This is a genomic window from Streptomyces umbrinus (genome assembly GCF_030817415.1).
Lineage (GTDB): Bacteria > Actinomycetota > Actinomycetes > Streptomycetales > Streptomycetaceae > Streptomyces > Streptomyces umbrinus_A.
This window is the reverse complement of sequence record NZ_JAUSZI010000002.1, coordinates 10005046-10030986: the sequence shown is the minus strand read 5'-3', so window position 1 is coordinate 10030986 and position 25941 is coordinate 10005046. Positions and strand designations below refer to the sequence as shown.

At 68.5% G+C, this 25941-nt stretch carries 30 protein-coding genes and 1 tRNA gene; 17 read left to right on the top strand and 14 right to left on the bottom strand.

All coding sequences use genetic code 11. The annotated features are described in order from the left end of the window. Positions 1–1979: 1979 nt before the first annotated feature. The 14 genes from QF035_RS44440 to QF035_RS44375 all read left to right on the top strand — a co-directional run bounded on the left by QF035_RS44440 (position 1980) and on the right by QF035_RS44375 (position 13225). Positions 1980–2444: a hypothetical protein gene (locus QF035_RS44440; protein WP_307527389.1), complete on the top strand. Its 465-nt coding sequence runs from the start codon at positions 1980–1982 to the stop codon at positions 2442–2444. Positions 2445–2502: 58 nt separating this feature from the next. Then, positions 2503–3801, top strand: coding sequence for a ParM/StbA family protein (locus tag QF035_RS44435; RefSeq protein ID WP_307527388.1), 1299 nt, complete (start codon positions 2503–2505; stop codon positions 3799–3801). Positions 3802–3927: 126 nt separating this feature from the next. Further along, positions 3928–4341 (top strand): hypothetical protein, encoded by a 414-nt coding sequence (locus QF035_RS44430; protein ID WP_307527387.1) that lies wholly within the window; start codon positions 3928–3930, stop codon positions 4339–4341. A 48-nt stretch (positions 4342–4389) separates the two neighbouring features. Further along, positions 4390–5106, top strand: a complete 717-nt coding sequence (locus tag QF035_RS44425; RefSeq protein WP_307527385.1) for a hypothetical protein — start codon at positions 4390–4392, stop codon at positions 5104–5106. A gap of 424 nt (positions 5107–5530) precedes the next feature. Then, positions 5531–6745: a recombinase family protein gene (locus tag QF035_RS44420; protein ID WP_307527383.1), complete on the top strand. Its 1215-nt coding sequence runs from the start codon at positions 5531–5533 to the stop codon at positions 6743–6745. After that, positions 6742–7134, top strand: coding sequence for a hypothetical protein (locus QF035_RS44415; RefSeq protein WP_307527381.1), 393 nt, complete (start codon positions 6742–6744; stop codon positions 7132–7134). The genes QF035_RS44420 and QF035_RS44415 overlap by 4 nt, the downstream gene beginning before the upstream one ends. Positions 7135–7267: 133 nt before the next feature. Continuing rightward, complete coding sequence (locus QF035_RS44410; RefSeq protein ID WP_307527380.1) at positions 7268–8026, top strand: N-6 DNA methylase; 759 nt, start codon at positions 7268–7270, stop codon at positions 8024–8026. Continuing rightward, the gene (locus tag QF035_RS44405) at positions 8023–8265 is read left to right on the top strand and encodes a hypothetical protein (protein ID WP_307527378.1); all 243 of its coding nucleotides are present in this window, start codon (positions 8023–8025) and stop codon (positions 8263–8265) included. Before QF035_RS44410 ends, QF035_RS44405 begins: the two co-directional genes overlap by 4 nt. 654 nt (positions 8266–8919) lie before the next feature. Further along, positions 8920–10035: a serine/arginine repetitive matrix protein 1 gene (locus QF035_RS44400; RefSeq protein WP_307527376.1), complete on the top strand. Its 1116-nt coding sequence runs from the start codon at positions 8920–8922 to the stop codon at positions 10033–10035. Positions 10036–10136: 101 nt separating this feature from the next. Next, positions 10137–10709: a hypothetical protein gene (locus QF035_RS44395; RefSeq protein WP_307527374.1), complete on the top strand. Its 573-nt coding sequence runs from the start codon at positions 10137–10139 to the stop codon at positions 10707–10709. Further along, positions 10706–11782: a hypothetical protein gene (locus QF035_RS44390; RefSeq protein ID WP_307527372.1), complete on the top strand. Its 1077-nt coding sequence runs from the start codon at positions 10706–10708 to the stop codon at positions 11780–11782. The genes QF035_RS44395 and QF035_RS44390 overlap by 4 nt, the downstream gene beginning before the upstream one ends. Further along, entirely contained in the window at positions 11779–12087 is a 309-nt protein-coding gene (locus tag QF035_RS44385) for a hypothetical protein (RefSeq protein ID WP_307527370.1), read from the top strand. The genes QF035_RS44390 and QF035_RS44385 overlap by 4 nt, the downstream gene beginning before the upstream one ends. Before the next feature lie 158 nt (positions 12088–12245). Next, a complete protein-coding gene (locus tag QF035_RS44380) occupies positions 12246–12824 on the top strand; it encodes a hypothetical protein (RefSeq protein WP_307527369.1) in 579 nt (192 codons plus the stop codon). Then, positions 12743–13225 (top strand): hypothetical protein, encoded by a 483-nt coding sequence (locus QF035_RS44375; RefSeq protein ID WP_307527366.1) that lies wholly within the window; start codon positions 12743–12745, stop codon positions 13223–13225. Before QF035_RS44380 ends, QF035_RS44375 begins: the two co-directional genes overlap by 82 nt. Here QF035_RS44375 and QF035_RS44370 read toward each other — a convergent pair. From QF035_RS44370 to QF035_RS44355, 4 genes are all read right to left on the bottom strand, one after another. Beyond that, the gene (locus tag QF035_RS44370) at positions 13222–14139 is read right to left on the bottom strand and encodes an ATP-dependent DNA ligase (protein WP_307527365.1); all 918 of its coding nucleotides are present in this window, start codon (positions 14137–14139) and stop codon (positions 13222–13224) included. The two genes, QF035_RS44375 and QF035_RS44370, sit on opposite strands and share 4 nt — an antisense overlap. 189 nt (positions 14140–14328) lie before the next feature. After that, the gene (locus QF035_RS44365; RefSeq protein WP_307527363.1) at positions 14329–14895 is read right to left on the bottom strand and encodes a hypothetical protein; all 567 of its coding nucleotides are present in this window, start codon (positions 14893–14895) and stop codon (positions 14329–14331) included. Positions 14896–14910: 15 nt separating this feature from the next. Continuing rightward, entirely contained in the window at positions 14911–15165 is a 255-nt protein-coding gene (locus QF035_RS44360; protein WP_307527361.1) for a hypothetical protein, read from the bottom strand. A 143-nt stretch (positions 15166–15308) separates the two neighbouring features. Then, positions 15309–15385 (bottom strand) — tRNA-Met (locus QF035_RS44355). 169 nt (positions 15386–15554) lie between these two features. Between QF035_RS44355 and QF035_RS44350 the strand changes: the two genes are divergently transcribed. Beyond that, complete coding sequence (locus tag QF035_RS44350; protein ID WP_307527359.1) at positions 15555–15926, top strand: hypothetical protein; 372 nt, start codon at positions 15555–15557, stop codon at positions 15924–15926. 229 nt (positions 15927–16155) lie between these two features. On the opposite strand, the gene QF035_RS44345 is transcribed toward QF035_RS44350, so the two are convergent. The 9 genes from QF035_RS44345 to QF035_RS44305 all read right to left on the bottom strand — a co-directional run bounded on the left by QF035_RS44345 (position 16156) and on the right by QF035_RS44305 (position 22472). Next, entirely contained in the window at positions 16156–16287 is a 132-nt protein-coding gene (locus QF035_RS44345; RefSeq protein ID WP_307527358.1) for a hypothetical protein, read from the bottom strand. Between the two features lie 781 nt (positions 16288–17068). Then, positions 17069–17314, bottom strand: coding sequence for an NADAR family protein (locus QF035_RS44340; RefSeq protein WP_307527355.1), 246 nt, complete (start codon positions 17312–17314; stop codon positions 17069–17071). After that, entirely contained in the window at positions 17311–19362 is a 2052-nt protein-coding gene (locus QF035_RS44335; RefSeq protein ID WP_307527354.1) for a RapZ C-terminal domain-containing protein, read from the bottom strand. The genes QF035_RS44340 and QF035_RS44335 overlap by 4 nt, the downstream gene beginning before the upstream one ends. Before the next feature lie 40 nt (positions 19363–19402). After that, entirely contained in the window at positions 19403–20122 is a 720-nt protein-coding gene (locus QF035_RS44330; protein WP_307527352.1) for a hypothetical protein, read from the bottom strand. 152 nt (positions 20123–20274) lie between these two features. After that, positions 20275–20700, bottom strand: coding sequence for a hypothetical protein (locus QF035_RS44325; RefSeq protein ID WP_307527350.1), 426 nt, complete (start codon positions 20698–20700; stop codon positions 20275–20277). Continuing rightward, positions 20697–20852, bottom strand: coding sequence for a hypothetical protein (locus QF035_RS44320; RefSeq protein WP_307527348.1), 156 nt, complete (start codon positions 20850–20852; stop codon positions 20697–20699). The genes QF035_RS44325 and QF035_RS44320 overlap by 4 nt, the downstream gene beginning before the upstream one ends. Before the next feature lie 39 nt (positions 20853–20891). Further along, positions 20892–21161, bottom strand: a complete 270-nt coding sequence (locus tag QF035_RS44315; protein ID WP_307527346.1) for a hypothetical protein — start codon at positions 21159–21161, stop codon at positions 20892–20894. Continuing rightward, positions 21158–21715, bottom strand: a complete 558-nt coding sequence (locus QF035_RS44310; RefSeq protein WP_307527345.1) for a hypothetical protein — start codon at positions 21713–21715, stop codon at positions 21158–21160. Before QF035_RS44310 ends, QF035_RS44315 begins: the two co-directional genes overlap by 4 nt. A 394-nt stretch (positions 21716–22109) precedes the next feature. Then, the gene (locus tag QF035_RS44305) at positions 22110–22472 is read right to left on the bottom strand and encodes a hypothetical protein (RefSeq protein WP_307527343.1); all 363 of its coding nucleotides are present in this window, start codon (positions 22470–22472) and stop codon (positions 22110–22112) included. A 252-nt stretch (positions 22473–22724) separates the two neighbouring features. On the opposite strand from QF035_RS44305, the gene QF035_RS44300 reads away from it, so the two are divergent. Beyond that, a complete protein-coding gene (locus tag QF035_RS44300) occupies positions 22725–23309 on the top strand; it encodes a DUF4352 domain-containing protein (RefSeq protein ID WP_307527341.1) in 585 nt (194 codons plus the stop codon). A gap of 583 nt (positions 23310–23892) precedes the next feature. Continuing rightward, complete coding sequence (locus tag QF035_RS44295; protein WP_307527339.1) at positions 23893–24243, top strand: hypothetical protein; 351 nt, start codon at positions 23893–23895, stop codon at positions 24241–24243. Positions 24244–24714: 471 nt separating this feature from the next. Here QF035_RS44295 and QF035_RS44290 read toward each other — a convergent pair whose 3' ends face one another. Next, positions 24715–25860, bottom strand: a complete 1146-nt coding sequence (locus QF035_RS44290) for a hypothetical protein (RefSeq protein ID WP_307527337.1) — start codon at positions 25858–25860, stop codon at positions 24715–24717. Between the last annotated feature and the right edge of the window lie 81 nt (positions 25861–25941).

The following is a 25941-nucleotide window of genomic DNA, read 5'->3' as shown; positions in this document are numbered from 1 at the left end:
CGTGCCAGCTTTGCTGGCTGACGACTCGGAAGATCTTGCTGGCGTGATCCACTCCCGGATGGATCGCGTGGCGAGCCGTCGCATGGGTCGTCACTTCCCGCTGAGCCAGGCGCTCAGCGCCAGGCGATCCACCACTGCTGCACCCTTTGCTGCTGTCCACATCTGTGGACAACTGCAGCGGGACAGTGGTGGGGCTTCCTCCCTCAAGCGCAGCGCTGGGCATAGCCGGAGGGAGCGCCAGCGACCGACGGACCGGCAAGCGGAGCGAGCGGTGGAACCCGTCGGCTATGCCGACTAACACGTCCTCGGAGCGCAGCGGAGAGGCCGAGCGAAGCGAGGGTCCGCAGGACACGTGTTATCAGGTTCCCTTATGCCCTTTTGCTTCCTTGTCGTCGTCATCGCTGTTCCACGGCTGGAGCGTTAGCGGAAGCCTGGAACATCAGGGGAAACGGTCCGTACCCTCTTGACCCGTACCCCTCCCCCTTCTCCGCGCAGCGGGGGTACGGGTCTGGCTGTTTCGCCTGGTCATCGCACCTTCTGGCTGTACTGCTGTTTCGACGTCCGCGATACGGCCGTACCCCCATGCTGATCCGTCCTCGCGAGGCACGAGCGAGGCGGGGGTACGGGTCTGCTCCTGAGGGGCGCAGCCCCGGTTCATCGTCCTGCTGCCGCAGGCAGCACAGCCCTCGCCGCGCAGCGGATCCGTCCTCTCGCGACACCGTCGCTCCGGCTGTGGATAACGCTCTGCTTCACCGCTCGCTGCGGCGGCGCAGCCGGCCTCGCCCCGTCGCGTTGTGCTGGCTGCACCGATGTGGATTCACCGTGCTCCGGTTGTTGCTCCGGTGCTGCCGCGGCAGCGTGCCAGCACCTCACGCACCGCGTCCGAGGCGGGCGTTCGGCACTGCCTTGTCGACGCACGTTCCGGCCCCGGGCTGTGTTCCCTTTCGCGCTTGCGCGGCGAGCCCGGGGTGGTTCTTCGTGGACGCATCAGAAGGAGAGGGGCCCGACTGCTGCGACCAACTGCCCATCGGGCACAGCGAGCAGCTCCAGCGTCATCGGTCCGTTGTCGTCTTCCTCCAGGGGCCTTTGCTGCGGAAGCAAGTCGTTCCCCGCACGCTCACTGCGTGCGGGGACCTACCCCCCTTCGCTCCTTCTCCTTCAGCTCTCCTCTGCGCGACCATGACATCTCCGTACCGACCGTCGCACCAGCGCAGTGCCATCACCGTGCCGACGGCTCGCCGGCGGCTGTGCTGATCTCGCTCCGCCGGCGTTCCGTGGCTGCGCTGCCGTGCCCGCCGACGGGCTTCGGTGAGGGGCACTTACAGGCCTTTCGCCCTCCATGAAACAGCAATGAAACAGCGTCTCCCTCGCGTCTCCGAGATGACTCGTCGGGACACGCAGAGGACACAACTGGGTCACGCATAAGACGCCGACTGACATCGGTGTACCTCTTGGAGCTCTGTGCACGTCCTCACGGTGTCTCGCGTGCGCCCCGACAGTGCAGCACTGGCGTCGCACACAGAGCCTTCGGAGGACTCACCCGTGCAGGGATGCCGGGTGGTGTCTCCCAGGAGACATGATCGGATCGCCAATGGGGCCTCATCCGTACTCCAATGCGGCCCCTCGGCATCAGCACTGTGGCCGCTGGTGCCTCGCAGGTGTCCCGCGTGAGCACTTGCCGCGTCGCAGGGGGGGCACACAGGCGCATGATGCCGACGGTTTGCACGCGGTCGTCCCAGGCGGGAGCACTGTGGCGTCTCGTAGGCGTCCCTGCCAGTACTCGACAGGGACATCAATGGCGCATCACTAGCGTATCGAATGGTACTTGCATAGGACTCGACAGGGACACTAGAGTGGACTCGCGTCGATTCGCATTCGAGGGAGGCAAGAAAGGCGGTGAGTCCATATGACAGAGCAAGAGACATCCGGCGAACGACCGGATGAAGTACAGGAGCGAGTGGCAGGGCGAGGTGAGTTCAATGGCGAGTCAGCCGGGTGAACCTCGCAAGGTCCGCTGGACCGTTCCCGCTGCCGATACCTCGGTGATCGAGTGGCTCAATGTGCAGGCGGACATCTCGCAGTCGCTGCGACTGCTCATTCGGGAGTCCATTCAGCGCGACGGGTACATCGACGTCTTCTACAAGCCCGTCGATCAGCTGCCGCGTCGCGGCCGGCCGCCGCTGGAGAGCGCCGAGCAGCACGAGGACGACGAGGCCGCAACCGATTGCCGTCCGGCCGCCCGGCCGGTTCAGCCGCAGCCCGTGGTCACCGACCAGGCCGACGCTGTCGTCGAGAAGACAACACCAGCGCCGGTAGCCCAGCCCGAGCCGGTTCCCGCACCGGTTGAGACGGCCGAGGAGCCCGCGGCACGCGCCCCCAGCGCACCGCCGGAGCCGCCGAAGCAGGCATCCATCGACGAAATCATGGCGAGTACTCGGCGCTGAGTGACGCGGTCAATTTCATTTTCCAGTCAGACAACACAGACACCGAGGGACCGAATTCATGAGCGCCAACAGCAACGACACCATCACTCTTACCGGCGGCATCGACGTCGGCAACGGCTACGTCAAGGGCGTCATCCAGAACACGAAGCAGGGGACCTTCGACGAGATCGATCTGCCCAGCGCGGTTGTCTCGACTTCCCGCACCTCGCCGAAGGTGCCGCTCCCCGACGCGGATGCGGCCCGCGTGCTGGCCGGCGACTTCTACAACCAGATCGACTGCTCGCTCACCACTCCCCTGGTGGCGGCGTCGGACCGCCGGATCTTCGGCCGCGCAGCGCTGTCTGTGCGTGGCTCGAAGTTCACCGAGTTCGAGGTGCTGGGCAAGCACTCCAAAGCCGATCAGGAGCTGAGCAAGGTTCTGGTCCTGGGCGTCTTCGCCGCGAAGGCCCTGCGCGACTACGCCCGCGAGAACGGCGCGCTGCCCGATCACGAGCTGCGCGTGCAGGTGCGCGCCGGCCTGGCATTGCCGATCTCTGAGTTCGTCGCGCGTCGCCACGCCTACGCCGCCGAGTTCATCGGTCTGCTGGGCAGCGCGGATTCGACGGTGCACCTGGTGACGATCAAGAACTTCAGCACTCCCGTCTCGGTGCGTCTGCAGTTCGTCGACGTCCAGGTGATGGCCGAGGGTGCCTCCGCGCAGTTCGCCATCACCGACAAGGGCGAGCCGCTCGCACAGGCTCTGCTCGATGATCTGCGCGCCCGTGACACGTCCATCGTGGAAGGTGTCTCTGCCTCCGATCTGGTGGCGGTGCAGAACACCATCGGCGTCGACGTCGGCGAGGGCACCGTGAACTTCCCGGTCTTCACCGACGGCCGGTTCAACCCCGAGGCGGCCGACACCCTCGACGAGGGCTACGGCACCGCGCTGATGAACGCCATGGAGCGCATGAGCGAGTCGGACGCCACGCTGCTGTTCTCCTCGCGCAAGCAGCTGGCCGACTTCCTCCACGCGGAGCCGTCGGTGCTGGTGAAGAACCGTCACCAGCGCGCCGCCGGCTTCGTCGAGGACGAGGCCAGCTACCTGGTCGCCGAGATCGCCTCCTCCTTCGGTGACGTCCTCTCCCAGGCCGGCGCGACGACCGAGGTCGTCTACGTCTACGGCGGCGGCTCGGGCCCGATCAAGCACCTGCTGCACCCGGCGCTGCTGAAGGCCGCAGGCGACGTGCCCGTGCTCTACCTCGACTCGAGCTACTCGCGGCACCTGAACCGCGAGGGCCTGTACATCGCGGCTCGCCACGTCGAGCAGCAGGCCCTCGCTGCGAAGCCCGCGGGCAAGCGCAGTAACGAGGTGGCCTGATGTGTGAGGCACTGGATGCGACCTCGAAGGCCGAGGCCGGGAAGACCGGCGACTTCGTCCTCGGCGAGACCGTGACCTTCGCTCACGTTGAGCTCACCGTCTGACTGCAAGACGGGAGAACTGGGCATGGAAATCAGCAAGCTCACATCCGCGGCCGTTGAAGCCCTCCAGCACCGTGAATCCACCGGCAAGGCCGTCACTTCCGTCACGGTCGAACCGACCAGGGACGACTCGGGCTGGATCAGCTACGAGGACACCGCCCTCGTCACCCACCACGATGGCGAGACCCAGACTCTCAACATCCGCGACACCGCACTCTCTGCCGCCCTGGAGCAGCACGCGGACGACGAAGCCGAACTCGGGTCCGTGCCGACCGTGGTCATCCCGGTCCCGCTCCCCGACGTCACCCCGAACAACCGGGTCCGCTGTGAGGAGCATTCCGGCGTGCACATCGAGACCGTCCCGTGCCGGTGGCCGCACAACGTCACCGCCGACGGGGACTGGCCGCAGGTTGGTCATCCCTACCGCGTCACCGACTGACTACCGCCGACACGATCCAATTCACCATCCACGCCCAGGAGAAGAGACGTGATCACGGAACCCGCCTTTGACGAACTGGGCACGGATGAGCTGCACGTCTTGATGACTGAGGCCATCCGCGAACTGCCCGAGACGAACCCGGTGCGCAGGCTCTGGGAGCGCTTGGACGAGATCCTTACGGCAGGTGGCATCGAGTGCTTGCCGGCTCCCTGGGACGGGTACAGCGAACCGGAGGGCGAGGAGCGCGATCCCGCCGCCACCAACGGCTGTCTCCGCTCTGCTGTCACCGATGGGGTTGGCGCTGCCATCCGTAGTGTTCACCAGCGCGGGTACGAGGTTGCCCTGCCCCTGGAACTCCTGGAGTTCCTCACCGGCGGCGCCGAGACCGCCTCTGTGGGTGAGCCCGAGGCAGTCCCTCGGGATGACTTCGAGGTCGTCAACTCCGCGCTCAGCGACAACTGCCAGGTGGCCGAGGGGCTACGGTGCACGAAGTGCGGCGCCATCACCACCCAGGCTGGACGCGAGGGGCAGGGGTGGACGCTGGCCCGCCTCGATCTCATGGCCGACCGCCACCGGTGCTCACCTCGGGTCCCCGACTCCGGCAGTTCCTTGGATGAGGTCCAGGACTGCACCTGCGTGGAGTTCTGCAACGAGGACCCAAAGACCGCTTGCACCCTCTCCGGCCGTCGACACGTTCACCCGGCCAGCCATGGCACAGGCTTCGGGCCTTGTCCCGTTCACCTGGACGCACCCGGTGACGTTTGATCCGCCGCTGCCAACCCGTGTGCCCAGGATTCCTGGAAGCCGCGCGCCTTCGCCTGCGGAGAGAGGAAGTTGCCGGACCCGGGCGTCAACGAGTACGGCAGCCCGCTTCCGGGCTACCCGGCTGGGGAGCTCTACATCGGCGACTACCACCGGTCCCTGCGCGGTGCTGCGGACGCCCTGTCCGACCCCGCGCTGATCTTCATCCTCCGCGCTCCACGGCCACGTCCCGCTCGCCCGGCTCCTGCACCCCTACGACGTCACCCTCAAGGACGAGCGGGCCGTCACGCCAGAGACGATCGCGCGAGGCCTGCTGGAAGAAGGCCGCCACCCTCCACAACGAGCACGCCGCACGGTGAACGCCCCTCGAGGGGCCGCCGGGGCCCCAGCAGAACACCACTGTCCGCTCCGAGTCCGTAGGAACGTCATGACCAACCCGTTCGCCCCGCCCATCGACCTCAGTCACCTGCCGAACTACCGGCAGGCCGACGCGCGTCCTCGCCGCGCGGTGTTCCTCGGCCGTGTCTCCACCAAGGACCACCAGAACCCTGCCTCGTCCATCCCGCGGCAGGTGGTCCTTGCCTCCGAACGCCTGGAGGAGGGCGAGGAGTTCGTCGCGTACTTCTGGGACGTCGAGTCCGGGATGCTGCCCCCGGACCTGCGGGGCCTCGGGCCGCAGGAGATGTACGACGCGCTCGCCGTACCGACCCCCCGGGACGGCGGACTCCAGGACCTCGTGGACCGTGCCGAGCAGCTGGGTGTCACCCACGTCCTGGCCGAGCGCTCCGACCGCATGGCACGCGCCATGCTGACCAGCCTCACCGTGGAGCACGAGCTGGAGCGCCTCGGGGCAGAGGTGGTGTACGCCAACGAGCCGGTCGGTGGCACCAAGTCCGGCCAGCTACGCAGCCGCCGCTACGGCCAGGTCGAGGCGGAGGTCTACCGCACCGTCCTGAACGAGATGTCGATGGGCGGGCAGATCCAGCACGCCATCAACGGCTGGAACCACGGCTATGCGCCGTACCCGTACATCACGCTGATCGACGAGAACGCCCCGGCACGGGAGAAGGGACGCTTCGGCGCGGATCGGCCGAAGAAGAAACTCGCTCCGCACCCCGACTCACGCCGGTTCGACGCCGCCCGGGAGCTGTGCCGCCTCCGGCGCGAGGAGCACCTGAAGGGCCCGGACATCGTCGCGATCCTCAAGGCGGAGCCCGACCGTTACCCGATCGAGGGTGAGTGGACCTACAACAGGGTCGAGGGTCTGGTCTCGAACCCAAAGCTGACGGGATATCAGGTGTACAACCGGCGGGCGAGCCGCACCGGCCGCGCCGGGTTCTCGCGGCGCAATCCCATTTCCCAGTGGGTGTGGTCGCCGAAGGTCGTGCACAAGCCGGTGGTGAGCCTGGAGGAGTGGATGCAGGCCCAGGAGGTCACCGCGGGACTGCGAGCGGGCGTCGAAGGCGGCCCGCTGCTGCGGATCCGGGCCGCGGCCTCCCGGCTCGGGCTCACCGTCACCGCGGTCAGCAGCAACGCCACACACACGCTTTACCGGATCGGGACCCGGCAGATCGTCCTGCCCTCCCCGGTGCCGGACACGCTCGTCCAGCAGGTCATCGAGGACATGGGGAGCGCGGCGTGAGCGAGACCATCGAGGGCCAGGCCCACCGGCACGGCCGGGCCTGGGCAACGCACCTTGCCGAGCACGGGGTGTACGCACACGGGCGGACGCTGAGGGCGACCGAGGCGAACGTCGCGCAGGGACTCGAACTCGTCGGCGTAAGCGCCGAGGTCACGCTCATCCCGGTGACACCGGAGCTGGAGACGCTCCGGGCCGCCGACGACGCACGCGAACAGGCCCTGCGCGCCGCGGTGCACGCCCTGGCTCTGCGGCGTACCACGCGGCGTGACATCGCCCTGGCAACACGGGCACCGGCCTGGCAGGTGAAACAGATCCTCGCCGAGCAGGCGAAGAAGGACGACTCACAGCCTCCTGCGGAATCAGCCACGACAGCCGAGGGCACCGTATGACTCACGTACGCCCGTACGGGTTCCTGCGGCCCGCCGCTCAAAGTTCCTGGAACCTGCACGTCTTTCCTTTCGATCCGGAAGTCCACCGTGTCGTCCGGACCTCCGAGGCTCCGGTTGCTGTGGTGCCGAGCGCATGAGCAGCTACCGGGAGATCGTGAAGCTCTTGGCGGCGAACACCGGCGCGAAGCGGATGAGCGAAGTCTTCGACAACTTCGTCGAGATGGCAGCGCTGGCTCTGCGCAACGCCGTGGACGTCCGCGGGAGCGAGGCCTGGGAAGCGCGCGAAGGGCAGTACCTCCAGATCGCCGGCCGCTACAGCAGAACAGAGCTGGACCGCTTCGCTGAGGCCCTGGCGCTGGTGACCATGGAGATGCAGCGCAAACCCTGCGACGTGCTCGGCCGCCTCTACATGGAGTTGGAGCTCGGCAACGAGCGGCTCGGCCAGTACTACACGCCCTACGACATCGCCCAGATGATGGCCGAGATGCAGATCGACTCGGTGGTCGAGCAGGTGAACACGCGCGGTTTCGCGGATCTGTACGAGCCCACCTGCGGCGCGGGCGCGTTCATTATCGCCCTGTCGCAGGCGATGCTGGAGCACGGCCTGAACCCACAGACGCAGCTGCATGTGACGGCGGAGGACATAGCACCGCAGGCCATGCACATGATCTACGTCCATCTGACGCTGCTGCACATCCCCGCGGTGGTGCGCCGTCGCGACATCCTCACGCTGGAGACGTTCGACGCGTGGCCCACCCCCGCTCATGTCCTGGGCGGTTGGGACCCGAAGCTCAGGCTGGGTCAGGCCGTCCGTGGATCACGGCGGCTGATCATCGCGTCGCGTCAGGAGACCACCGAAGAACCCGCTGCTGCTGTGGAGGTGCAGCGATGACGATCATGCAGGAACGAACCGATCTCTCTGACGTCGAGAGCGACGACGCTCCGGCGCGCGAGGTGGCCGCCCTGCTCGCCGAGCAGGAGACGGCCGCCCCCTCGATGGGGACGGCTCCCGCCACCTCCGTCGCTGCCGAGGCCCATTCAGCACGGGCGGATTCCACCGCTACCGCTCCGACGAGCCGCGGGAGCTCGTCGTCGGTAGGGGTTCCAGCAGTCGGCTCTGTCATGTCCTGACTGTAGGCATTCCGCCCGACCGGCGCCCTGTGATCTCGGCGCAGGTGGGGGGTCTTTTCGTCACGTCGGCAGTCTGTTCCGGTGCTGACGGTGCGCATCACGAACAGCTCAAGCTGGCCCGGGCAATGCTCGACCGGAGCGGTGCTCTGGGTGAGGTCCATGCAATCACCCTGCCCACTGGGGAACCGGCGCACCAGTCGGGCGTCACGCCCCGGGCAGTGCGGCCAGGACGCGTCGCCTCGTCCTCGCCGATCGCCTCCAGTTCGGGACCCAGGTCCATGAGGTGGACAGCCACGCGGACCTTGTGCATGGGGTTGGAGGCGAGGGTCTCCATGTCCTTGTAGACGAGGACACGGCGGCCGCGAGGCGCTCGAGGTCACGTCCGACGGTGTCGCCGAGCACGAACAGATCGACCGAGAGGGCGCGGACACGGACCTGCCACTGCGGCTCTTCACCGGGCGGGCAGGGGCCGGCGGCTTGGGCGGCGGCAAGGACGAGGTCATGGTGGCTCACGCACTCCATGATGGTGCGTACGACGTTCAGCCGAGGGCCGCGGGTAGGCGCCGATCGGGGCGACGACGGATCCTCGACCGGAACTGACGCCGTACCAGCAGGCGAGCATCATGACGGCCAGAGCGATGAAGGGGCGGGACGATGACGCCGGACGACGAGCTCCAGGACAACACCCTCGCCGATAGGCCGACGGGGATGAGTGCGCAAATGCGGCCACGGCGCAAGTCCCGCTCGGCTCCTGCCCAGCTCGACTTTCCGCTCGTGCGCAACGGGCTGGACTACCTGGCGAGCGTTGTCGACCACCTCGGCAAGAACGAGTCGATGGTGACGGAACAGGACGTGAAGTACGCCGTGCTCCACCTCCACGCGGCCGTGGAGGTGCTCCTCAAGGCCCGACTGCTCTCCGAGCACTGGAGCCTCGTCTTCAGCGAACCCCACCAGGCGACTCGCAAGGCACTCGATGAAGCCACGCTCTCCAGCGTCTCGATCGACCATGCTGTCACCCGCTTGCAGAACATCGCGCTCGTACGCATCTCGGATAAAGAAAAGCTGGCGCTCAAGCATCTGAAAGAGGACCGCAACCAGCTCCAGCACTTCGGCATGACCGCCCCGGCCCCCGTGATCGAGACCCGGGCGGGCGAAGTCCTCGACTTTCTGATCCACTTCGTCGACCACGAACTCCTACCTCACCTCAGCGACAGAGAGAAGATCGAGGCAAGACTGGTGCTTCGCCGGCTGCGCGGCGGCCTGGCCAGCATCAAGGTCTTCGTCCGGAAGAGGACCAACCGCATCCGCGGTGAGGTGACGACAGCTGGCGCTGAGAACCGGACCATCGGATGTCCCGAGTGCGGCTACACCGCCCTGGTGCTCGGTGAGGCGGCAGGTCCTGACGGCGAGCCAGTCTCTGCCACATGCAGGTTCTGCACGACCCTGTGGGAGCAGAAGGAGCTGCTGTACTGCTTCCCGGCGGATGACCGGGGCGAACTCAGCGAGCTCAACACCTGTCCGCAATGCCGGGAGTGGACCCTCGGCTGGGGTGTCCGGGTATTCAGCAATCCTGACAAGGGCGTGCCCTTCTGCTTCGCGTGCTCCGTTGCTTTCCCTTCTTTCGTGCCCTGCGATCGGTGCTCACGGCCAATCGACCACGCAGACGACAGCGATCAGGCCCTGTGCGGAAGGTGCTGGGACAACGCGGTGGAGGAGGACCGCTATGGGCTGGAGGAGCCCATGGACTACGACGACGAGGAACAGGGTTAACCGCTGGCGCCTGAGCCGATGCGGGATCTTTCAACTGCCGTGTGCGCGACGGGTGTCGCGCACAAATCGCGACGCTCCGCGACACCGCTAGGCTCCTGGCCATGCCCGAGCCCCGTCCCGCACCGGCCCGCTCCGCCGCCGACCTCGCCGCGCGGCTCACCCACCAGGCTGCCCGCCTTGGCAGCGCGCTCGACACCCGCGAGCAGCGCACCGACGCAGGTGGCCCCGAGCACGACCACGGCCTGCACAACCTCGCCCGCCGCCTGCTGGCCGGCGTCGGCCAGCACATCACTCCTGAGCAGGCGCCGACGGCGGACGGCGTGGCCCAACTGGTCCTGGACGCCGAGCCGTTGCGCGAGACCCTCGCCCTGCGCGAGGACGACACCACGCACCGCCGGGAGACCGACTGGGAGCTGCACTCGCTGGCGTACATGGTGCTGACCACCATCGACCTGCTCAGCGTCGGCTACCCCGACCTCGATGCGCGCGTCGACGAGGCGATCCGCGAGCGGAAGCGAGCACGTCCGTTCAGCGAGTCGGTTGCCGCCACCCTGGCCGCGTGGCCCGCCGAGCAGCGAGCCCGGCTTGCCGGCGAACTCACCCGCTACGGCCAGGAGTTGCCGCCCGACGTGGCCGCAGCGCTGCGGACCGGGACGGACGGAGGCCCGCGGTGAGCACCCACATGTCCTACCCGGCGACCCGAAGCGTTGAGCACCCCGGCAGCGAGGTGCACTTCCCTCCGATCCCCAACGGCCTGGACTACCTGATCAGTGTGGTCGAACTCCTGGAGATGGGAGACGAGCAGGTCAGTGCCCGGGCCCTCAAGTACGCCGTTCTCCACCTCGCCGCAGGCGCCGAGGTCCTCCTCAAGGCCCGGCTGCAGCGCGAGCACTGGACACTGGTCTTCAAGGACCCCGGCACCGCCACGCGGTCCCAACTCGAAGAGGGCACCCTCAAGAGCTGTGACCCCGACGAGACCGTGCGGCGGCTCCGGGACATCGCCGGCGTCGCCATCACCGCCGAGGACGGCAAGGCCCTCCGCAAGCTGGCCGAGCGCCGCAACGCGCTGCAGCACTACGGCCTGATCGGACCGGCCGCCAACGCCCGCGCAGTGGAGAGCCAGGCCACGGAGGTGCTCGACTTCCTCATCCGCTTCCTCGACGAGGAACTGCTCCCGCACCTGGACAGACCCGAACGCCGGGCCACCCGGTTCGACATGACGCTCATCCGCGCCGGCTTGACGCAGATCCGCGGCTTCGTGAAGAAGCGCATGCAGCGGCTGCGGGCCGGCCTCGAGCCGCTCCGCGACCACACGGTGCAGTGCCCCGACTGCGACCAGATGACACTCGTCGTGGAACGCTTCCCCGACGAACCGAGCAACGACACGGAGGACTTCCTCTCCCCGCTGGTCTTCCCGGTGGCCTGCCTGTTCTGCGGCACCGCAGCGCTGCCTGCGGAGGCCGCCCACGCCTACCTGACCGTCGTGCTCGGCCGGCTCCGGCAAGGCGGGCCCAACCCGTCGGTGCTGAAGTGCCCCGACTGCAGCAACCGCAGCCTGGTGCTCGACGTACGGACCGCCGCGGCGCCGGACGACCCGGCCGACTTCTGCTTCTGCTGCGCCCGCGTGATACCCGGCCTGCACCGATGCGGCGCAGGCATCCACGCCTTCCGCTCGCTGGAGCGCGCAACGGCGTGCCTCTCCTGTCTGTCGCTCACTCGTGGCCACGACGAAGGGAACCCGACGTGACTGCGCGCTGGAATCACGCACGTCGCCCGCACACCGGACCGCCGCACGAGGCGCCCCCCGGCGAAGAAGCCGCGGACTACTTCGCGCTGCTCGACGCCGGCTCCGACGACTCGGGCCGCCTGTACGTGGCCGGGGACGGTGTGACGGCGATGATGCGGGCCATGGCCGAGCAGTGGCAGAAGGAGGCGCGCCGCAAGAGCGACCTCGACGCGCGGACCCTGCTTGTGATGTCGGACCGGCTCATCGCGGACGCCGACCGGCTCGACGCCCAATTCACCAACCACACCGAACGCACCCAGACCTGACCTCGCCCGCAGGGTACGACGGGTGACTGCCCTCTCACCCGTGTGCCTGATCACGGCGTCCAACGGACGCCGATGCGGTACCTCACCCATACACAAGCGCCAATGCCCCCGCCCGTAGGGGGCGTCTGGCGTTCCCTGTCCAGCCCGGAGCGCACCACATGCCCAGCACCGATCGCGTACCCGAAGGAGTCGTCGACGCCGAAGCCCTGCCGTCCCCTGTGGGCGACGGGGTCGACATCAATGACCTGTTCACCGACGAGGCAGAGGAGGACCTGGCCAACTCCGGGCGGGAGAACACCCGGGAGACCTACGACTCCCGCTTCAAGGCCTTCGCCAACTGGTGTGCCCAGCGGGGCTGCCGTCCGGGTCCGCGCACCACGGAGGCGAACCTCGTCTCCTACGTCTCCCACCTTCGGCGGCAAAGCACCGGGCACGACACGATCCGGCTGTCGATCGCAGCGATCGTCGACATGAACGCCCGGGCCGGGCACGAGAAATGGCCGCCCACCGCCAAGGCCCTGAAGATCTACCCGGACGCCCGGCACGAGCAACGGGAGGCCGGCCGCACCCCCGGGAGGCACCGCAGCTGGACATGGAGCGCCGCCTACAGATGCTCGCCGCCTGCCCGGACACCCTGGCCAGCCTGCGTGACCGGGTGCTCGGCCACCTCGGCTACTACTGCCGCGGCCGCCGCTCGGAGCTGGCGCGGTTCCGGATCGCCTCCGTCGAGGATGTAGGGCCGGGCCTGCTGGTCGTACGGAAGTGGACCAGCAAGAACGACAAGAACGACCAGGGCCGAGAGTACGAGATCGACGACCCTGACGCGGTTGCGGACATCCAGCGATGGATCGGCGAGCTGAACAAGCGCGGCCAGGGCGATCCGCGCATGCCGCTGCTGCGTCGCGTCAACAAGGGCGAAGACCTCGACCCGGTCAGTAGGGTGCCTGCCGACCTGGGCCGCCTCGGGTACTCCGCCGGGGAGATCAAGGAGATCACCGGCGACTGGAGCAGTACCGAGCAGGTCGAGAAGTACCGTCGGATGGGTCGGCGTCGAGCGGGCAAGCCAGCCGACGAACGACGCAGCAAGGTCATCAGCGAACTGCGGGAGCTGCGTACCGAGGTTCAGCCGGTGGCCTAGGCACCCGGGGAGCCGCTACCTTCTGCCGGGGGTGGCTCCAGGTCCTCGCGGAGGCGGACGAACCGTACGGTGCGGTGCCGGGTGGTGCCCACCTCGACTTCGGCAAGCAGCAGCGTGGTGACCCGGTGCCCTCCGCCGGGCAGCGCCTCTCGGATGCCGTCGGCGAGCGCCCGACCGGCGGCGGCGCGCTGCGCACTGTCCAGCTGCGCCGTCTGGGCGAGGGAGCCATCCGGGAGCCGGACGACGAGGTAGGCGGGACGGGCCGGGGAACCGGCGATCGCCACGATCTCCGTGTCCACGGTGTCGACGTGCTTGATCTTGAGCCATCGGGTGCGGCCGGGCACAAAAGAGGTTCCCAGGCCTTTGGCCACCAAGCCCTCCAGCCCGTGAGGCCTTAGCTCTTCGTACCAGGTCAGGGCCTCGCTGCGGCTCGTGGTGGCAGGCACCGGCTGAATCACACTGGGCGGTGGCCGCAGCAGCTCGCCGAGCCTGGTGAGGCGCTCCTGCAGCGGGCGCAGACGCAGGTCCGTGCCGGTGGCGGCCAACTGGTCGAAGACCAGGTACACGACCGGCGGCCACCGCCGTCTGTCGCGTCCGCGGCGGTGAGCCAGTGCGCTGAAGTCCAGCCGATCGCCGACCACGGCGCACAGTTCGCCGTCCAGGACCGTGCCGATGGGCAAGTTGCGTAGCTCGTCCAGGACTTCCGGGAACATGGGACCGAGGTTTCCTCCCTGCCGGGAGAACAAGACGGGACGGTGCTCCTCGAGGACGCCGGCGATCGCCCGCCACCCGTCCGCCTTCACTTCGTATCTGGTCGGCCCGTTCGGCCAGTGGTTCTCGGCGGGGAGTTCCCGAGCCATGACGGGCCGTACGACGTCGACGGGCGGGCGTACGGGGACGTCCTCGCTGGTCATGGTCTCCAGCGCAGCGGAAGCGCGACACGGACGGGGGCTGGCGCGCGGGCCACGCGCCGGAGATCCACCAGTTGGCGGTGCGCTCTGCGGCAGCCCTACCCTCCTGGGTCAGGCAGACCCAGGCCCCGTGTCGGAGCGGTGCTGGGCATGTGCCGACATCCCCCCGCCCACGACCGACGGCCCGCCGAGTTACGGCAGCGGCTCACCTCGCGGATTTGGCGGCGTGCGCATCACGTTCGAAACCGCGACGTGAAAATTCGACCGCTCCTCCGACGCGCGCGCCATCACAAGAAGCCACTCGATCCGCGGCCTCTCGAATGGGTCTTGCGAGCCCTGCTTGTGAAGCATGTCGCTCACCTCCCGCCAGACAGCCCGGAGGTCGTGTACCGCCTCCGTGACGGCGGAGGGGCCGAGAAGTTCTGCCTGTTCGAGACGCGGCCGTAGCTCGGGCCAGACTTCGTCCCACTTCCGCGCCGCCACGTCTGACGGGTGAACGACGAAACCGCCCTCCTGGAGGGACTCCACCTGCTCGTTCCATCCGTCTTGGAACCGGCCCATCTCCTGAATGGCTTCGTCCCAGTGGGTGAGCAGATCGGTGTGTGCCTTCAGACGTTGTTCACGGAGCCAGTGGCCATGCTCGACGGTAGCTTGATCGGCGGCCTGTCGGCGGCCGACGACGATGCCGCACAGGGCGCCTGCGATTCCGAAGACGCCGGCGGCTATGGCGGCGATGACGGCCGCCCATCCTTGGTCCATGGCGGTGTCCGGGGCTTACATGTCGTCGCCGAGGACCTCGCGGCGGGCGGCGGCGGCTCGGCGGTTGAGGCGGTTCGTCATCGTCACGGCGGCGATGGTCGAGAGGATGCCGAGCGCGACCAGGAGGATCTGGGTGATGACGCTGACGACGGCGATGTCCTGGGTGGCGAGTGCGATGCCGAGCATGATGAAGCCGCCAGAGAACCAGGCGAACCAGATGCGGAACTTCTCGACTCTGACAGCGCTTTGGACGTCACGGTAATTGGACATCAGGCATCCCCCCAGATGTGTGTGGTGCCCAGCGTGCCGTGCGCGGTCGTGGCGCGCAGGCGAGTTGATCAGGCTGTGACCTGGGAGTGGCCCGGTGCTTGACATGCTTCCGGCCCCTCGACACGAGGTCGAGGGGCCGGAGTTGGTAGCGGGGACAGGATTTGAACCTGCGACCTCTGGATTATGAGCCCAGCGAGCTACCGAACTGCTCCACCCCGCGTCGTTGTGTACCCAGCGTACGCGACGCGGGAGAGGCCGGTTTACGGGCCCCGGTACTGGTGCATCCGTTGGCGCTGAGAACGAGCGGTCGGGTAGCACACCCGCCGGGGGCTTGCTGGGGTTCACGGAAAGATCGTTGGGCGAGTGTCGGTGCTGGCTACGGTTGCGCCATGATTTTCAACTGGGGCGGCTCGGTCTGGGAACTGATGCTGGTGCAGCGCCCCGCCAACACGCACCTCTCGCAGTCGAGCACCCTGGGCGGAAAGAGCCCGCTGGCGCGGGGCGACGACAACACGCTCGTCACGCACGCCGTGCTGTTCGCCGGGAACAAGGCGGTCCTGGGTATCCTCGGCGCGGGCGTCGTAGTGGGAGCCCTTGTGGTGACGGCCGCGCCGCACGTCAAGAGCGGGCTGCTCAGCCTCAAGTCGAGGCTGAGCCGCCGGGTGGCAGAGACCGCCGACGTCGAGACCCCCGTTCCCCTCACGGTCGTTGCGGAGGTCGAGCCGGAGCAGCCTGACGCCCCTCGACTGCGCGCTGTGTGACCGTCAGGCCCGGTTCTTCGGGGGCGGTTTGCGGGGGTGGGCCGGGCAGCGGTGTGCGCGAGGCTCCAGCAGGGGATTCGAACCCCTCGGTGGCACCGGAAGCCGTGTACACGGCAGACCGCGGTCCGCCCGGCCTCGCGTCCGGTGGTGCGCAGAGCCTCGCGCACGACCAGGTTCCCGTGTCTGGCCCAGCCTGAGCAACGGCGTTGTGGTGTCGGTTCGGGAACGGCTATGCGGGCGCTGCCTCGCTGGCCAGCTGGCCGGGGACGGCGGCCAGGGCCGTCGCGGCAGGCGGGCCGGGCACGGGGTCGCCGGGCGCAAGCGGGCGGGGTGTGAAGACCGTGCCCCGTCCCTTGGACATCCTGATCAACACCTTCCGGGCTGATTCGCAGTCACCGAGAGCGCGGTGGCGGCCGCCAAGGCGAAGCCACCGGAAGGCGCCGGGGCAGTAACGGCCGAACCATCTTTCAGGAGGCGGTTGCACCAGGCCGTGTCCATGCTGGCCAGCACCAGGGCATGCGGGAGGACCTTGTCCAGCACTCCACGGCCGAGTAGCACAAGGTCTGCTGGGGAGAGGCCATCGAGCCACAGTACGAACCGGTCGCCACTGCTGAACTGGGTATCGAAATCGGGTCGTGCGCACAACTCGGCGAGATCGAGAGCAGTGAACGGAGCAAGCCGAGCTCTGGGAGGTACTGGACCCCCTCGTACATCGTGCGGGTTACACCCGACAGCGGCGGGCCGTCCAGGAGCACCATGGGATTCAGCGGGGCCGAGGCCGATTTGAGAAGTCGGGCGACCTCCGCAATGGGATCTCCCTGGCTCTCTGGATGGGGTCGCTGGTTCACACCGAATCCTTAAGTCGAGCGAGGCGCGTTCGACCACCATTGTCGCCCGGCACACAGCGGCGATCACTTTCGTACATGGTTTCAACCAAGCCCCGCAGGTGGAAGTCCTCGCCCACGGTGTGGGCGTCCCCGAGGGTGCCGTACCCGTGGTGCTCGGGGCGGCGGGTGATGACCGGCGGCGGTGGGGTCTTCACTGCACGGTCTGCAGCATCAGAGCGGGAAGTGAAAAAGAAGCCCTCCCGCAGCGGAGCATGACGCTCTGCCGGGGAGGGCTTCCGGTGTGACCACAGCCCATCAGCTGTGGTGTGCGCGAATGGCCATCAGCAACTCGCCGAGCATGTTCGTGCCTGGGACCTGCTCGTGCTTCGGACAGAAGCACGAGCCCCAGAACTGGTCATGCCAGTGATTCGTCTCGGCGAGCATCAGGTCACCGGTGGCGACGAGCCGCTGGCTCAGGCCGGGGACGGCGAACTTGGCCATGAGCACACGCTGCATGGCCCAGACGCGCATTCCGGTGTTCCAGCCGGGGCGCAGCGTCACCCGGCGGCCCCGGCGGACTGGGCGGGGGTTCCGCCGGTGCCGCACTTGCACGTGTGGGCGCAGCGCTCACAGTCCTCGCAGACCTGATGCGGGCAGCAACCGCAGGGCAGGAACCGGTTCGGCGGCAGGGTGCAGCGGTGTGTGGCCTCTGCGGCGGCCGCGGCCTCGGCCTCCTCGCACTCCTCGCGCTTGCTGAGGAGTGCCTTCACGCAGGCCTGGCACGACACGTCGGTGTCGGGGTCCTCAAGGCTGCTCTCCGTGTCCCGCGGGAAGTACATGCCGCACGCGCCGGTGTCGCCGATGCCGGCGTTCATCTGCCTGGTGGCGTGCACGGTGCGGCCGCGGTTGGTCTTCTTCCGGCTCGGATAGCCGTAGGGGTCGGTCTGGCGCTCAAGGGCGGCCAGTGCCTGGCGTACGGCGTCGGCATCGGCGTCGGCGCGAATCCCGACGGCGCGCAGCGACTTGCACGGCCACGGCACCTGACCGCCGATCGTGTGCTCGCTGCTCCGGCAGTCTGGCCGGTGCGTCCCCTTGCAGACCTTCGGCGTCGCGCAGCACCCGTGCCGGGGGTTAGCCGTCTTCGGGTGCAGAGCGAGCATCGCGCCCTGGAGGCGGAGCGCGCCCACCGCGGCGCCGGCCCGGACCGCGTCCTCGTGGGCGTCGAGGAGCGCCTTCGCCTCCTCGTGGAACATGGGCCCGTCCAACTCGTCGGCCTGGTCGTCCAGCCGCGAAGCGGAGATGAGGATGGCGTCGTGGATCTTGGAGTCGGCCGTGTCCGGCAGGTTCAGTTCTGTGCGGCGCAGGAACTTCGCGGGCCGGCGCAAGGCGGGGATTTCCTGAGCGATCAGCGCGTACATCCGGTCGACGGCGCCGTCCAGCTCCGACTCGATGTGCCCTGCGGCGTAGGCCCACTGCCGGAGCTTCCTGCGGATGGCTGTCGATGCCTCGGGCTTGGTGGTGGGCTGCGCCTCGGCGGCCATGCGACGCAGCGTCTCGGCTCCCTCCCGCCATACCGCGGCCTGGTCCCTGAGCGCCTTGGCCACGAAGACGGCTTTGTTCCCGACCCCGTCCAGCATCTGCCCGGCGTGCCGGTCGAAGCCGTCGGCGGCTTCGGTGAGGATCGCGGCCCGGTTGGCGGCCGGGTCGGGTTGCGCTGCGGTCCGGCGCGCTGCCCCCTGCAAGGCGGTCCGGTACTGGTGCGCCTCGGCCTGCGCTTGCAGCAGGTCGGCGGCCGGGTCAGGCAACAGGACCAGCAGCGCGGCGGCGAGCGCGTCCACGTCGCCAGCGCACAGGGCGCAGCGGGCGTCGTACCGGTGCTCGCGATGGTTCGCGGCGCCCTCATAGTCGGTGCGGCGGGTGGTGTAGAGGGCTTCGGCGAAGCGGTCGCGGAGGTCGGACGAGACGACCGGCGGCGGGGCCAGCATCTGCGCGAAGGCCAGCGTGGCGGCGGCTGACTCGCCGTAGGTCGGCGCGTTCACGGCGGTCCAGAACGCGTCGCACACGGCCGGAGGCCAGTCGGCGGGGAGATGGCGGGCGGTGTCGGTCGGGTCGGGCTGAGTCATGTCATCTCCAGGTCGGGCGAGTCCGGTCGGAGCAGCCGCCCGTGTCATCAGCACGGGCGGCCAGCGTGTGTGGTGTGGATGGGCGGTAGACGACTTAGCCAGACATGGGCGCGTCGAGGCGGTGACCTCGTCGCCGGCGGCGAGCAGCAGCTCGTGCGAGAGGCGGGCCAGACCAACACTGCGGTGCCGACCGCCGGTGCAGCCCCACGCGATCGTGACGTCGGCGCCAGTGTCCTCGCCGAGGCTGCGGGCGATGACGACCGCGTTGAACGCGAGCCGCTCGACACCCGGGGTGTCCCGGACGTGGTTGTAGACCTCCTGGTCCAGCCCGGTGCGGTGCTTCAGTTCCGGGTCGCGGAAGAGCAGGGCCCGCAGGTCGAAGACCATGTCGGCCGTGGGGGCGGGGCCGTAGCCGTAGCCGAAGGAGACGATGTGGACGGTCCTGTGTTGTTCCTCGTCGGGTCGGGTTGAGCCTGTTGGGTCCAACGGCCCTGACAGGTGTTGGTCAGGGTGTATTCGGTAGCGGTCAGGCCCGGCGCAGGAGCCGGACGAGGCGGCCGGGTGGGGCGGGCGGCAGTGCGTCGGCGAGCAGTCCGTCGCAGTAGCGGATCTGCTGCTCGCCGTACCAGTCGGGCTCCCACATCTCGCCGCCGCAGACCGGGCAGCCGTGGTCGTGCCCGACGAACTCGTACTTGGGAAGGCAGCCGCGCTCTTCGCAGGTCGGGAATGTGGGGTCTTCTCCGTGGCCGCCGCAGTACGCGCAGCGTGTGAACCGGTGGTCGACCGGGGCGCCGCCCGCGAGGTTGCTCTGCAGGGTGGCGATGCCGCGCACGCCCTCCTCGCGCAGCACCGCGTCGGCGCCGGCGACGTGGGCGAGCGGCCGGGCGTCGGGCTGGTGGTCGGTGAGCAGGGTGAAGGCGGCGGCCCACGCCAGGGTGGTGCGGTCGATCTCGGGGGTGCCGGTGGACCAGCCGTTGAGGTCGCTGCCGTCGGGGCGGCCAGGGGCGGTCGGGCCTTCGCCGAGCTGCGCGAGCGCAGCGCGGGCCCGGCCCAGGAGCTGGGCGTCGCGGCTGCCGGGCGAGGTCATCTCGTTGCGGCGGGGGAACTGAGTGTGGCCGTTGTCCATGCGGACGGTGTAGTGGCCGCCGGCGTGGATCTCCTGGATGACGCCCTGCTCGCCCGGGTGGGCGGTGGAGCCCAGGGCGTCGATCCGGGCGGTGAGTTCGATGCGTGCGCCGACGAGCATGGCGGTCTCCTTCGGTCAGATGAGAGCGACGAGCGAGGCAGCGGTGATGTCCCCGGCGAGCCGCAGGCCCCGGTATTTGCGGCGGGCCAACTGCGAGAGGCGGATGACGCACGCGGCGCGGGCGGTGTGGTCGCTGGGGTTCTGCAGGTCCTTCAGCAGGACCTCGGGGGTGCACTCGGCCCAGTAGAGGAAGCTGCCGCGCGCCGCGCCGGCCAGGCGGGGCGGACGACCAGGAGCACCACGAGCATTGCGCCGACCAGCACGCGGACGCGCGCGGCCGGGTGTGCCCGGGCACGGCCGTGACCAGCACCGCGAGCGGCAGGCTGAACGAGGTGAGCAGGACGCCGGACTTGCCGTCCGTATGGAATCTCGGCATGGGCTGTGGTCGTTTCGGCGTCTAGGCGGCGAGGGTCCAGCGCGCCGTCACGGGAGTCGCCGTCGTGGTGCAGGGCCTGCAGGGCGCCGGCCGTGTCCTCGGTGTCGGCGGTGTCGCCGAGGGCGAGTTCGCGCAGCCGGTCCAGGCTCACGGTGATCGTGGCCCGGGCGAGGGTGGCGTCGTCCAGAGGAGCGGCCGTCACCGGCGGCGGAGGTCGTTGTTGGTGCGGGCGATCATGCTGCGCGTGGTCGCGGTGACGCTGCTGTGGTCCTGGACGACCGTGCCCTCGTAGTGGTGGTGGTGCGTGGGCGGGGCGGCCTCCGCGATGTCCTTGGCGCGGCGCAGGACGCTCATGGCGCTGTGCTTCTTGCGGATCGAATCTGGACTGTGGTCTCAGTTCTGGGTCGCACTCATGAGCGCCTTCGTCGCGCGGCGCTTCTCGGCAAGAGCCCGAAGGGTACGCAGGAGGAACCACCAGCACACGCCGCTGAAGGCGATGCTGACGATGATCGGCGTGTACCGACCGGTCATGACGCAGAAGACCGCAGCCGGCGCGAGGACGATGACGTTCGTCGCGATCATGAGGGTGAGTAGGACCCTGCCGATCGTCTTGACGGCGCCGTCACGCCACGTTGAACCCGCGGTGCTGGTGGTGGCGTTCATGCGCTGGGTCCTTCCTCGATGATGTAGATCTTCTCGGCGACGTAGGCGTCGTCCTGCTCCTCGGCTGTGCTCTCGACTTCATGGGAGATCTGGCTGATCACGGGGATGAGCGTCAGCCGGTCGATCGGGGGGTAGGCCGTGCGGATGGTGATCACGGCGGTGGTGAGGCCAGCAGCAGACGGGAACGTCACGTCGTCGAGCTCCGCGTGTGCGCCACGGATGCTGTAGCTCGCCGCAATGGGCACCGTGTGCCGCGGCAGCTCCGGCATCTGCTCTGCGCGTGCGTGCAACGCGGCGCTCACTGCGCCATGAACATCAGCGAACTCACTGGCGTGCAGGACCACCGGCGCAGCGTGCTCGTAGCCCGCCGCCACCTCGAAGGCGACCTTGGCGGCCTCGACGGCGCGCGTCGGACAGTGCGGTCCCGGGTAGACCTCGTCTCGCCCCGTCATCTCGGAGCACAGGTGGCAGTGCGCGGGCCCCAGGTCCTGAACGCAGTTGCAGCGCATGTGCTCCGTCTGTCGTGGATCAGTGGGTTCGAGGGGCTGGCTCACGGCTGTACTCCTGGCGCTGGACGTGATCTTTCGAAGACCAGACCGGATCAGCTCCGCTGATCAGACAAAGAGAGACCCCCGCCCAGCGAGCGTGATGCTCAGCCGGCGGGGGTTCTGCGGAGTTCACCTGCCGACACCCAGAGGCAAGCAAGCCCCAGTCAGCTACGGCTGGATGCTGCCGTCCGGCACGAGGATCGTGATCCGGTCCTGGCACAGTTGCTGGCGGCCCGAGAAGGGATGGTCACCCGTCTTCTCGTCGGACCCATCTCCGCGTCCAGGCGCTTGGCCTCATACACGGCACCCCAGCCGTTCAGCACGGCCTGGCGGAAGAGGGTGATCTCCGTTCGTCATTTTCTCGATCCCCGGCAGAACACCGGGGCGGAGGCGATCCACGTCACGCGCCAACCGAGGCCACGACCCGCCAGAACTCCCGCCACTTCTCCTCTTGGGCCTGCTGGAACGCGTTCCTATCGGCGGTGGTGATCGGCGCCCAGGTAGCCGTGTGGTGGGCATCCTTGGCCGGGCTGGTGGTCGTGACTCCGGTGATGACCCCCGTGGCGGGGTCTTGGGCGACGGATGTGTAGACCCAGTCCTGGCCGCAGTCGGTATAGGTCATCTGGTCGATCCGGTCGCGCACCGCCCGGCCCATGTAGACGCGCGTCCGGCCTTCCCTGCCGTTGGTGAACACCAGGCGCTCGGCGTAATGTCCGTCGTCCTCGATGGTGATGTTGAAGTGCTCGCTCTGCTGTCCGTTCACGCCAGTACTTATCCCGGGTCTTGGACTACCTGCGGCGATGCCGCGAAAGTGCGGCTGACCTGGGCAGAAGGTCATCGTTGATTGCGGTCGATTCCGGTCGCCTCTCGCTGTCTGGTGTCCTGGGCGTGTCCGGAGCATCGCGCCTTCGGCGGACGAGCCGACCTTCAGCCCCCATGCGCCGGTTCGCGGCTCCGACCTGCGGGCGCGGGTCCACACTGGACCTATAACCAAGCTCGAAGAAGATGATCCACCATGCGGTACCGGAAGACAGCCGCAGCGTCGGCAGCTCTGGCCGGGGTGCTGACTCTGGGGGGCGTGGTGGCCTGCGGAGGAGGCGACGACCCCGCGTCGCCATGGCGACAGGAGCAGCAGGAGTCGCCGCAGCGCCAAGAGCAGCAGGAGAAAACGCGGACACAGACGCTGAGGGTGGGGGACAGCGCCGAGTTCCGCTTCACCAGTGCCGTCAGCAACGAAGTGGCCGACTTCAAGCTCACCGTGCAGGGTGTCCAGTACGTGAAGCGCCTGAGCGAGTACACCACGGACAGCGAGCAAGGCACCTACGTTGTGGTGGACGTGACTCTTGCCAACGTCGGAGCTACAAACGGCCACTTCCATGATCCGTTCCACTGGACGGGACCGGACGGCCAGGTACTCAGCACGGGCGTCTTCCATCCCGAGAAGGAGAGCATCAGCACCAGCTATCTGCCTGGCGAGTACGTCAGGGGCGCGATCGTGTTCGATGTACCGGTCCGGGGCGGGACTCTGACCATGCCCGGTCCAGATAGCGGCTCTGACGTCTCGGACACCACAGTTGTGATCGAACTGCCGGATCAGTGAACGGCCGGTACCTCTGCGTAGAGATCAGATCTGGTTCCGGACGCTAGGCCTTCTGCCGGGCAATCCGGCAGGGATTCGAGGTGCTGTCGTCGAATGCCTGCCGCTGCGGAGGTGGAGGAGTGAAACAGACAGCCTGTTCCTGCGCCTGGTGGACGACCAGAGGGTGCCGGGACAACGACGACACGGAGTGCGAAGCCTCGAAGAGTGCTGCAACACAGGCTGGCACGCCGACGACGGAGGCGGCACGGTCGACTTCATGCCGGAGCGGTCGGCGTGCGACTGCAGAGTGAATGAGGGGGTGGAGGAATGATCGTCAGCGCATTGATCGAACTGATCATCCACGTCATCGACGTCGTGTTCAACCGGAAGAAGAAGCGGGGATGAGCGAGCGAGCCCGTGAACGGCCCGCTGCACGCGAAGAGGAGTGCACCGTCTGCGGTGTACGCCAGGACTTCCTGGGGCTGTGTAACGACTGCGAGGACGCCCGGACAGGCAGCCAGAACGGTAAGGGGTCCACCCCCACCTGCACGTATGGTGAAAGCACAAGGCAAGACGGGACCCGTACGCAAGAAGATGATCAGTGATGGGGCTCCTGAACACAGCCAAGGAGCAGAGTGCTCTCGACCAGGCTAAGCACGCGATCGAAGCGGGCAGGCACATCCTGGTGTTCAAGTTCATCGAGGCACACACCAACAGCCTCGTAAGCGGCGCTATGACCGGAATGAACGACCAGATGGAGGCCATCGAATCGCTCGGCTGGAGACTGGACAAGATGTCTGTCTGCGAAGGCAACGTCATCGGTGCGCTGGGCAGCAAGCACGGCGAGCGTGTCGTCATCGTGTGCCTCTACCGACGGACACCGGGCCCACGCCAGCAGCGCGACGAGACGATCTCGGGCAGCACCTCATGGGGTTCCGGGAAGACGTCGCAGTAGCAGGTGGGGAACGCGTCCTTGCGGACGTAGTGCACGGCCTTGCCGTTGCCGACCTGGGCTGGGACGGTGGTGATCGCGGACATGGCGCGGTTCTCCTAGTGGGTAGTGAAAACAAAGGGGTGCAGGGCGCGCATGGTTCGTGTGGCGCGCGGGCCAGAAGCGCTGCGGCGGGACGCCCTCGGGCGAACCCCTAGGCCACGCGCGGCCCGCCGGAGCCGAGTCCGGGTGCGTGTCAGGTGGGGGGGGCTTGGCCAGGGCCGCGCGGTTCAGGCGCGGATCACGCGTGCCCGGCCCGGACGGGCGCCGGGCAGGGCGCCCGTGCGCGCCGGTGATCCGGCCCCGGCCCCCGCTGTGCTGGGTGGCGCGGGTGAAGCGGGCGGCGCCGACCGCTTGCCGCATGCTGGCCGTGTGGCGCCGGACAACCGGCCGCGCGCCGCGGTGATCGTGACCGTCATCGTGTTGGATCCCGTCTCAGTAGCCCTTGCGTGCCGCCGCGCGGGCCTGCGCTTCGGCGTCACGGGCGGGGATGGTGGCGAGGAGTTCGCCGGGGTTCGCAGCCCTGGCGAGGGACTTGGTGCGGGCCGAGTCGGCGTACAGGGTCCACACGTCGCCGCCCATCCGGGGCCAGTAGGAGAGCTGCCAGAACCGGCGGTTGGCGTAGCAGATCTGCCAGGAACGCGGGCCGGACGGGTGCGCGCTCACACCGACCGGAAGGTCCGGCAGTTCCGGCGCGGGACCGAACGCGCGGTCTATGTAGGCGAGGTGTTCGGCCGTCGCCGTGATGGCGACGCGCACCGTGTGCGGCCACCGGTGCCCCTCGGGCAGCATCGGCGTCCACTCCTTCCACTGCGCCACGCTGCTCGCGCTGCCGGTGTACGGCGCCCAGGCCGCGCCGGGCGCGTAGTTGAAGCCGAGCCTCATCAGGTGCCACCCGGCGGCGATCTTCAGTCCTTCCGTGTTCGCGCCGTCGGTGATGGCGTCCAGGTAGATCCCGGCCGGGTCGTTCTCCCGACCGGCTGGGCCGCGCTCCGTGAGCGGGATCATGTGGCGTTCCGCCGTCCCGCCCTCGGCGGTCATCAGCCGCAGCGTGGCGCCCCCACCGGCGAGCGGGTACGCCATCCGGATTTCCGCGACGGTCGGCAGGGCGGCGAGTTGGCCCGCACGCATCCGCTCCAGCCGCTCGGTCATGGTGGCCGACACCTGGGAACGCTCGCCGCCCTCGGCGGCCATACGCCGCGCGGCGCCGTGTGCACGGTTGCCCTGGTCGCGAGTTGCCGGCGCGGCCGTCACGGCGGCCGTCTTCTCCCTCTCGTGGGCAACCGCGTTCACCGCGAGCGCGAGCGCACCCTTACGTGTCGCGCTGTCGGATCCGACCTGCCTGCGCTCGCCCCCCACCTTCCGCACCCTCCAGAACAGCGCGCCGCGCTCGCTCACCTGAAAGACGGCGTACATGGCCTGCGGGAACCGGACCCCGCCGAGCGTCTCGCCGGGCAGCGCGAACAGCCAGCCGTCAACGCCGAAGTCGGCGCCGTCGGGTTTCTTGCCGTTGGTCGGCGTGTACCGGGTGTATTCGGGCTTGACGGTCTCGCGGACGATGCTGCGGGCCTGCGTGGTCATGCTGGGTTTCCTCTCGGGTTGCTGCCGTGGTCGGGTGTGTGCTGAGTGCCCCCGGCCGGTTCGAGACCGACCGACCCGTCC

Coding starts and splice junctions, on each gene's coding strand:
- QF035_RS44440 (WP_307527389.1), top strand. CDS start 1,980: ATGGCGAGTCAGCCGGGTGAACCTCGCAAGGTCCGCTGGACCGTTCCC.
- QF035_RS44435 (WP_307527388.1), top strand. CDS start 2,503: ATGAGCGCCAACAGCAACGACACCATCACTCTTACCGGCGGCATCGAC.
- QF035_RS44430 (WP_307527387.1), top strand. CDS start 3,928: ATGGAAATCAGCAAGCTCACATCCGCGGCCGTTGAAGCCCTCCAGCAC.
- QF035_RS44420 (WP_307527383.1), top strand. CDS start 5,531: ATGACCAACCCGTTCGCCCCGCCCATCGACCTCAGTCACCTGCCGAAC.
- QF035_RS44410 (WP_307527380.1), top strand. CDS start 7,268: ATGAGCAGCTACCGGGAGATCGTGAAGCTCTTGGCGGCGAACACCGGC.
- QF035_RS44405 (WP_307527378.1), top strand. CDS start 8,023: ATGACGATCATGCAGGAACGAACCGATCTCTCTGACGTCGAGAGCGAC.
- QF035_RS44400 (WP_307527376.1), top strand. CDS start 8,920: ATGACGCCGGACGACGAGCTCCAGGACAACACCCTCGCCGATAGGCCG.
- QF035_RS44395 (WP_307527374.1), top strand. CDS start 10,137: ATGCCCGAGCCCCGTCCCGCACCGGCCCGCTCCGCCGCCGACCTCGCC.
- QF035_RS44380 (WP_307527369.1), top strand. CDS start 12,246: ATGCCCAGCACCGATCGCGTACCCGAAGGAGTCGTCGACGCCGAAGCC.
- QF035_RS44370 (WP_307527365.1), bottom strand. CDS start 14,139: ATGACCAGCGAGGACGTCCCCGTACGCCCGCCCGTCGACGTCGTACGG.
- QF035_RS44365 (WP_307527363.1), bottom strand. CDS start 14,895: ATGGACCAAGGATGGGCGGCCGTCATCGCCGCCATAGCCGCCGGCGTC.
- QF035_RS44360 (WP_307527361.1), bottom strand. CDS start 15,165: ATGTCCAATTACCGTGACGTCCAAAGCGCTGTCAGAGTCGAGAAGTTC.
- QF035_RS44350 (WP_307527359.1), top strand. CDS start 15,555: ATGATTTTCAACTGGGGCGGCTCGGTCTGGGAACTGATGCTGGTGCAG.
- QF035_RS44345 (WP_307527358.1), bottom strand. CDS start 16,287: ATGTCCAAGGGACGGGGCACGGTCTTCACACCCCGCCCGCTTGCGCCC.
- QF035_RS44330 (WP_307527352.1), bottom strand. CDS start 20,122: ATGCTCGTCGGCGCACGCATCGAACTCACCGCCCGGATCGACGCCCTG.
- QF035_RS44320 (WP_307527348.1), bottom strand. CDS start 20,852: ATGAGCGTCCTGCGCCGCGCCAAGGACATCGCGGAGGCCGCCCCGCCC.
- QF035_RS44315 (WP_307527346.1), bottom strand. CDS start 21,161: ATGAACGCCACCACCAGCACCGCGGGTTCAACGTGGCGTGACGGCGCC.
- QF035_RS44300 (WP_307527341.1), top strand. CDS start 22,725: ATGCGGTACCGGAAGACAGCCGCAGCGTCGGCAGCTCTGGCCGGGGTG.
- QF035_RS44295 (WP_307527339.1), top strand. CDS start 23,893: ATGGGGCTCCTGAACACAGCCAAGGAGCAGAGTGCTCTCGACCAGGCT.
- QF035_RS44290 (WP_307527337.1), bottom strand. CDS start 25,860: ATGACCACGCAGGCCCGCAGCATCGTCCGCGAGACCGTCAAGCCCGAA.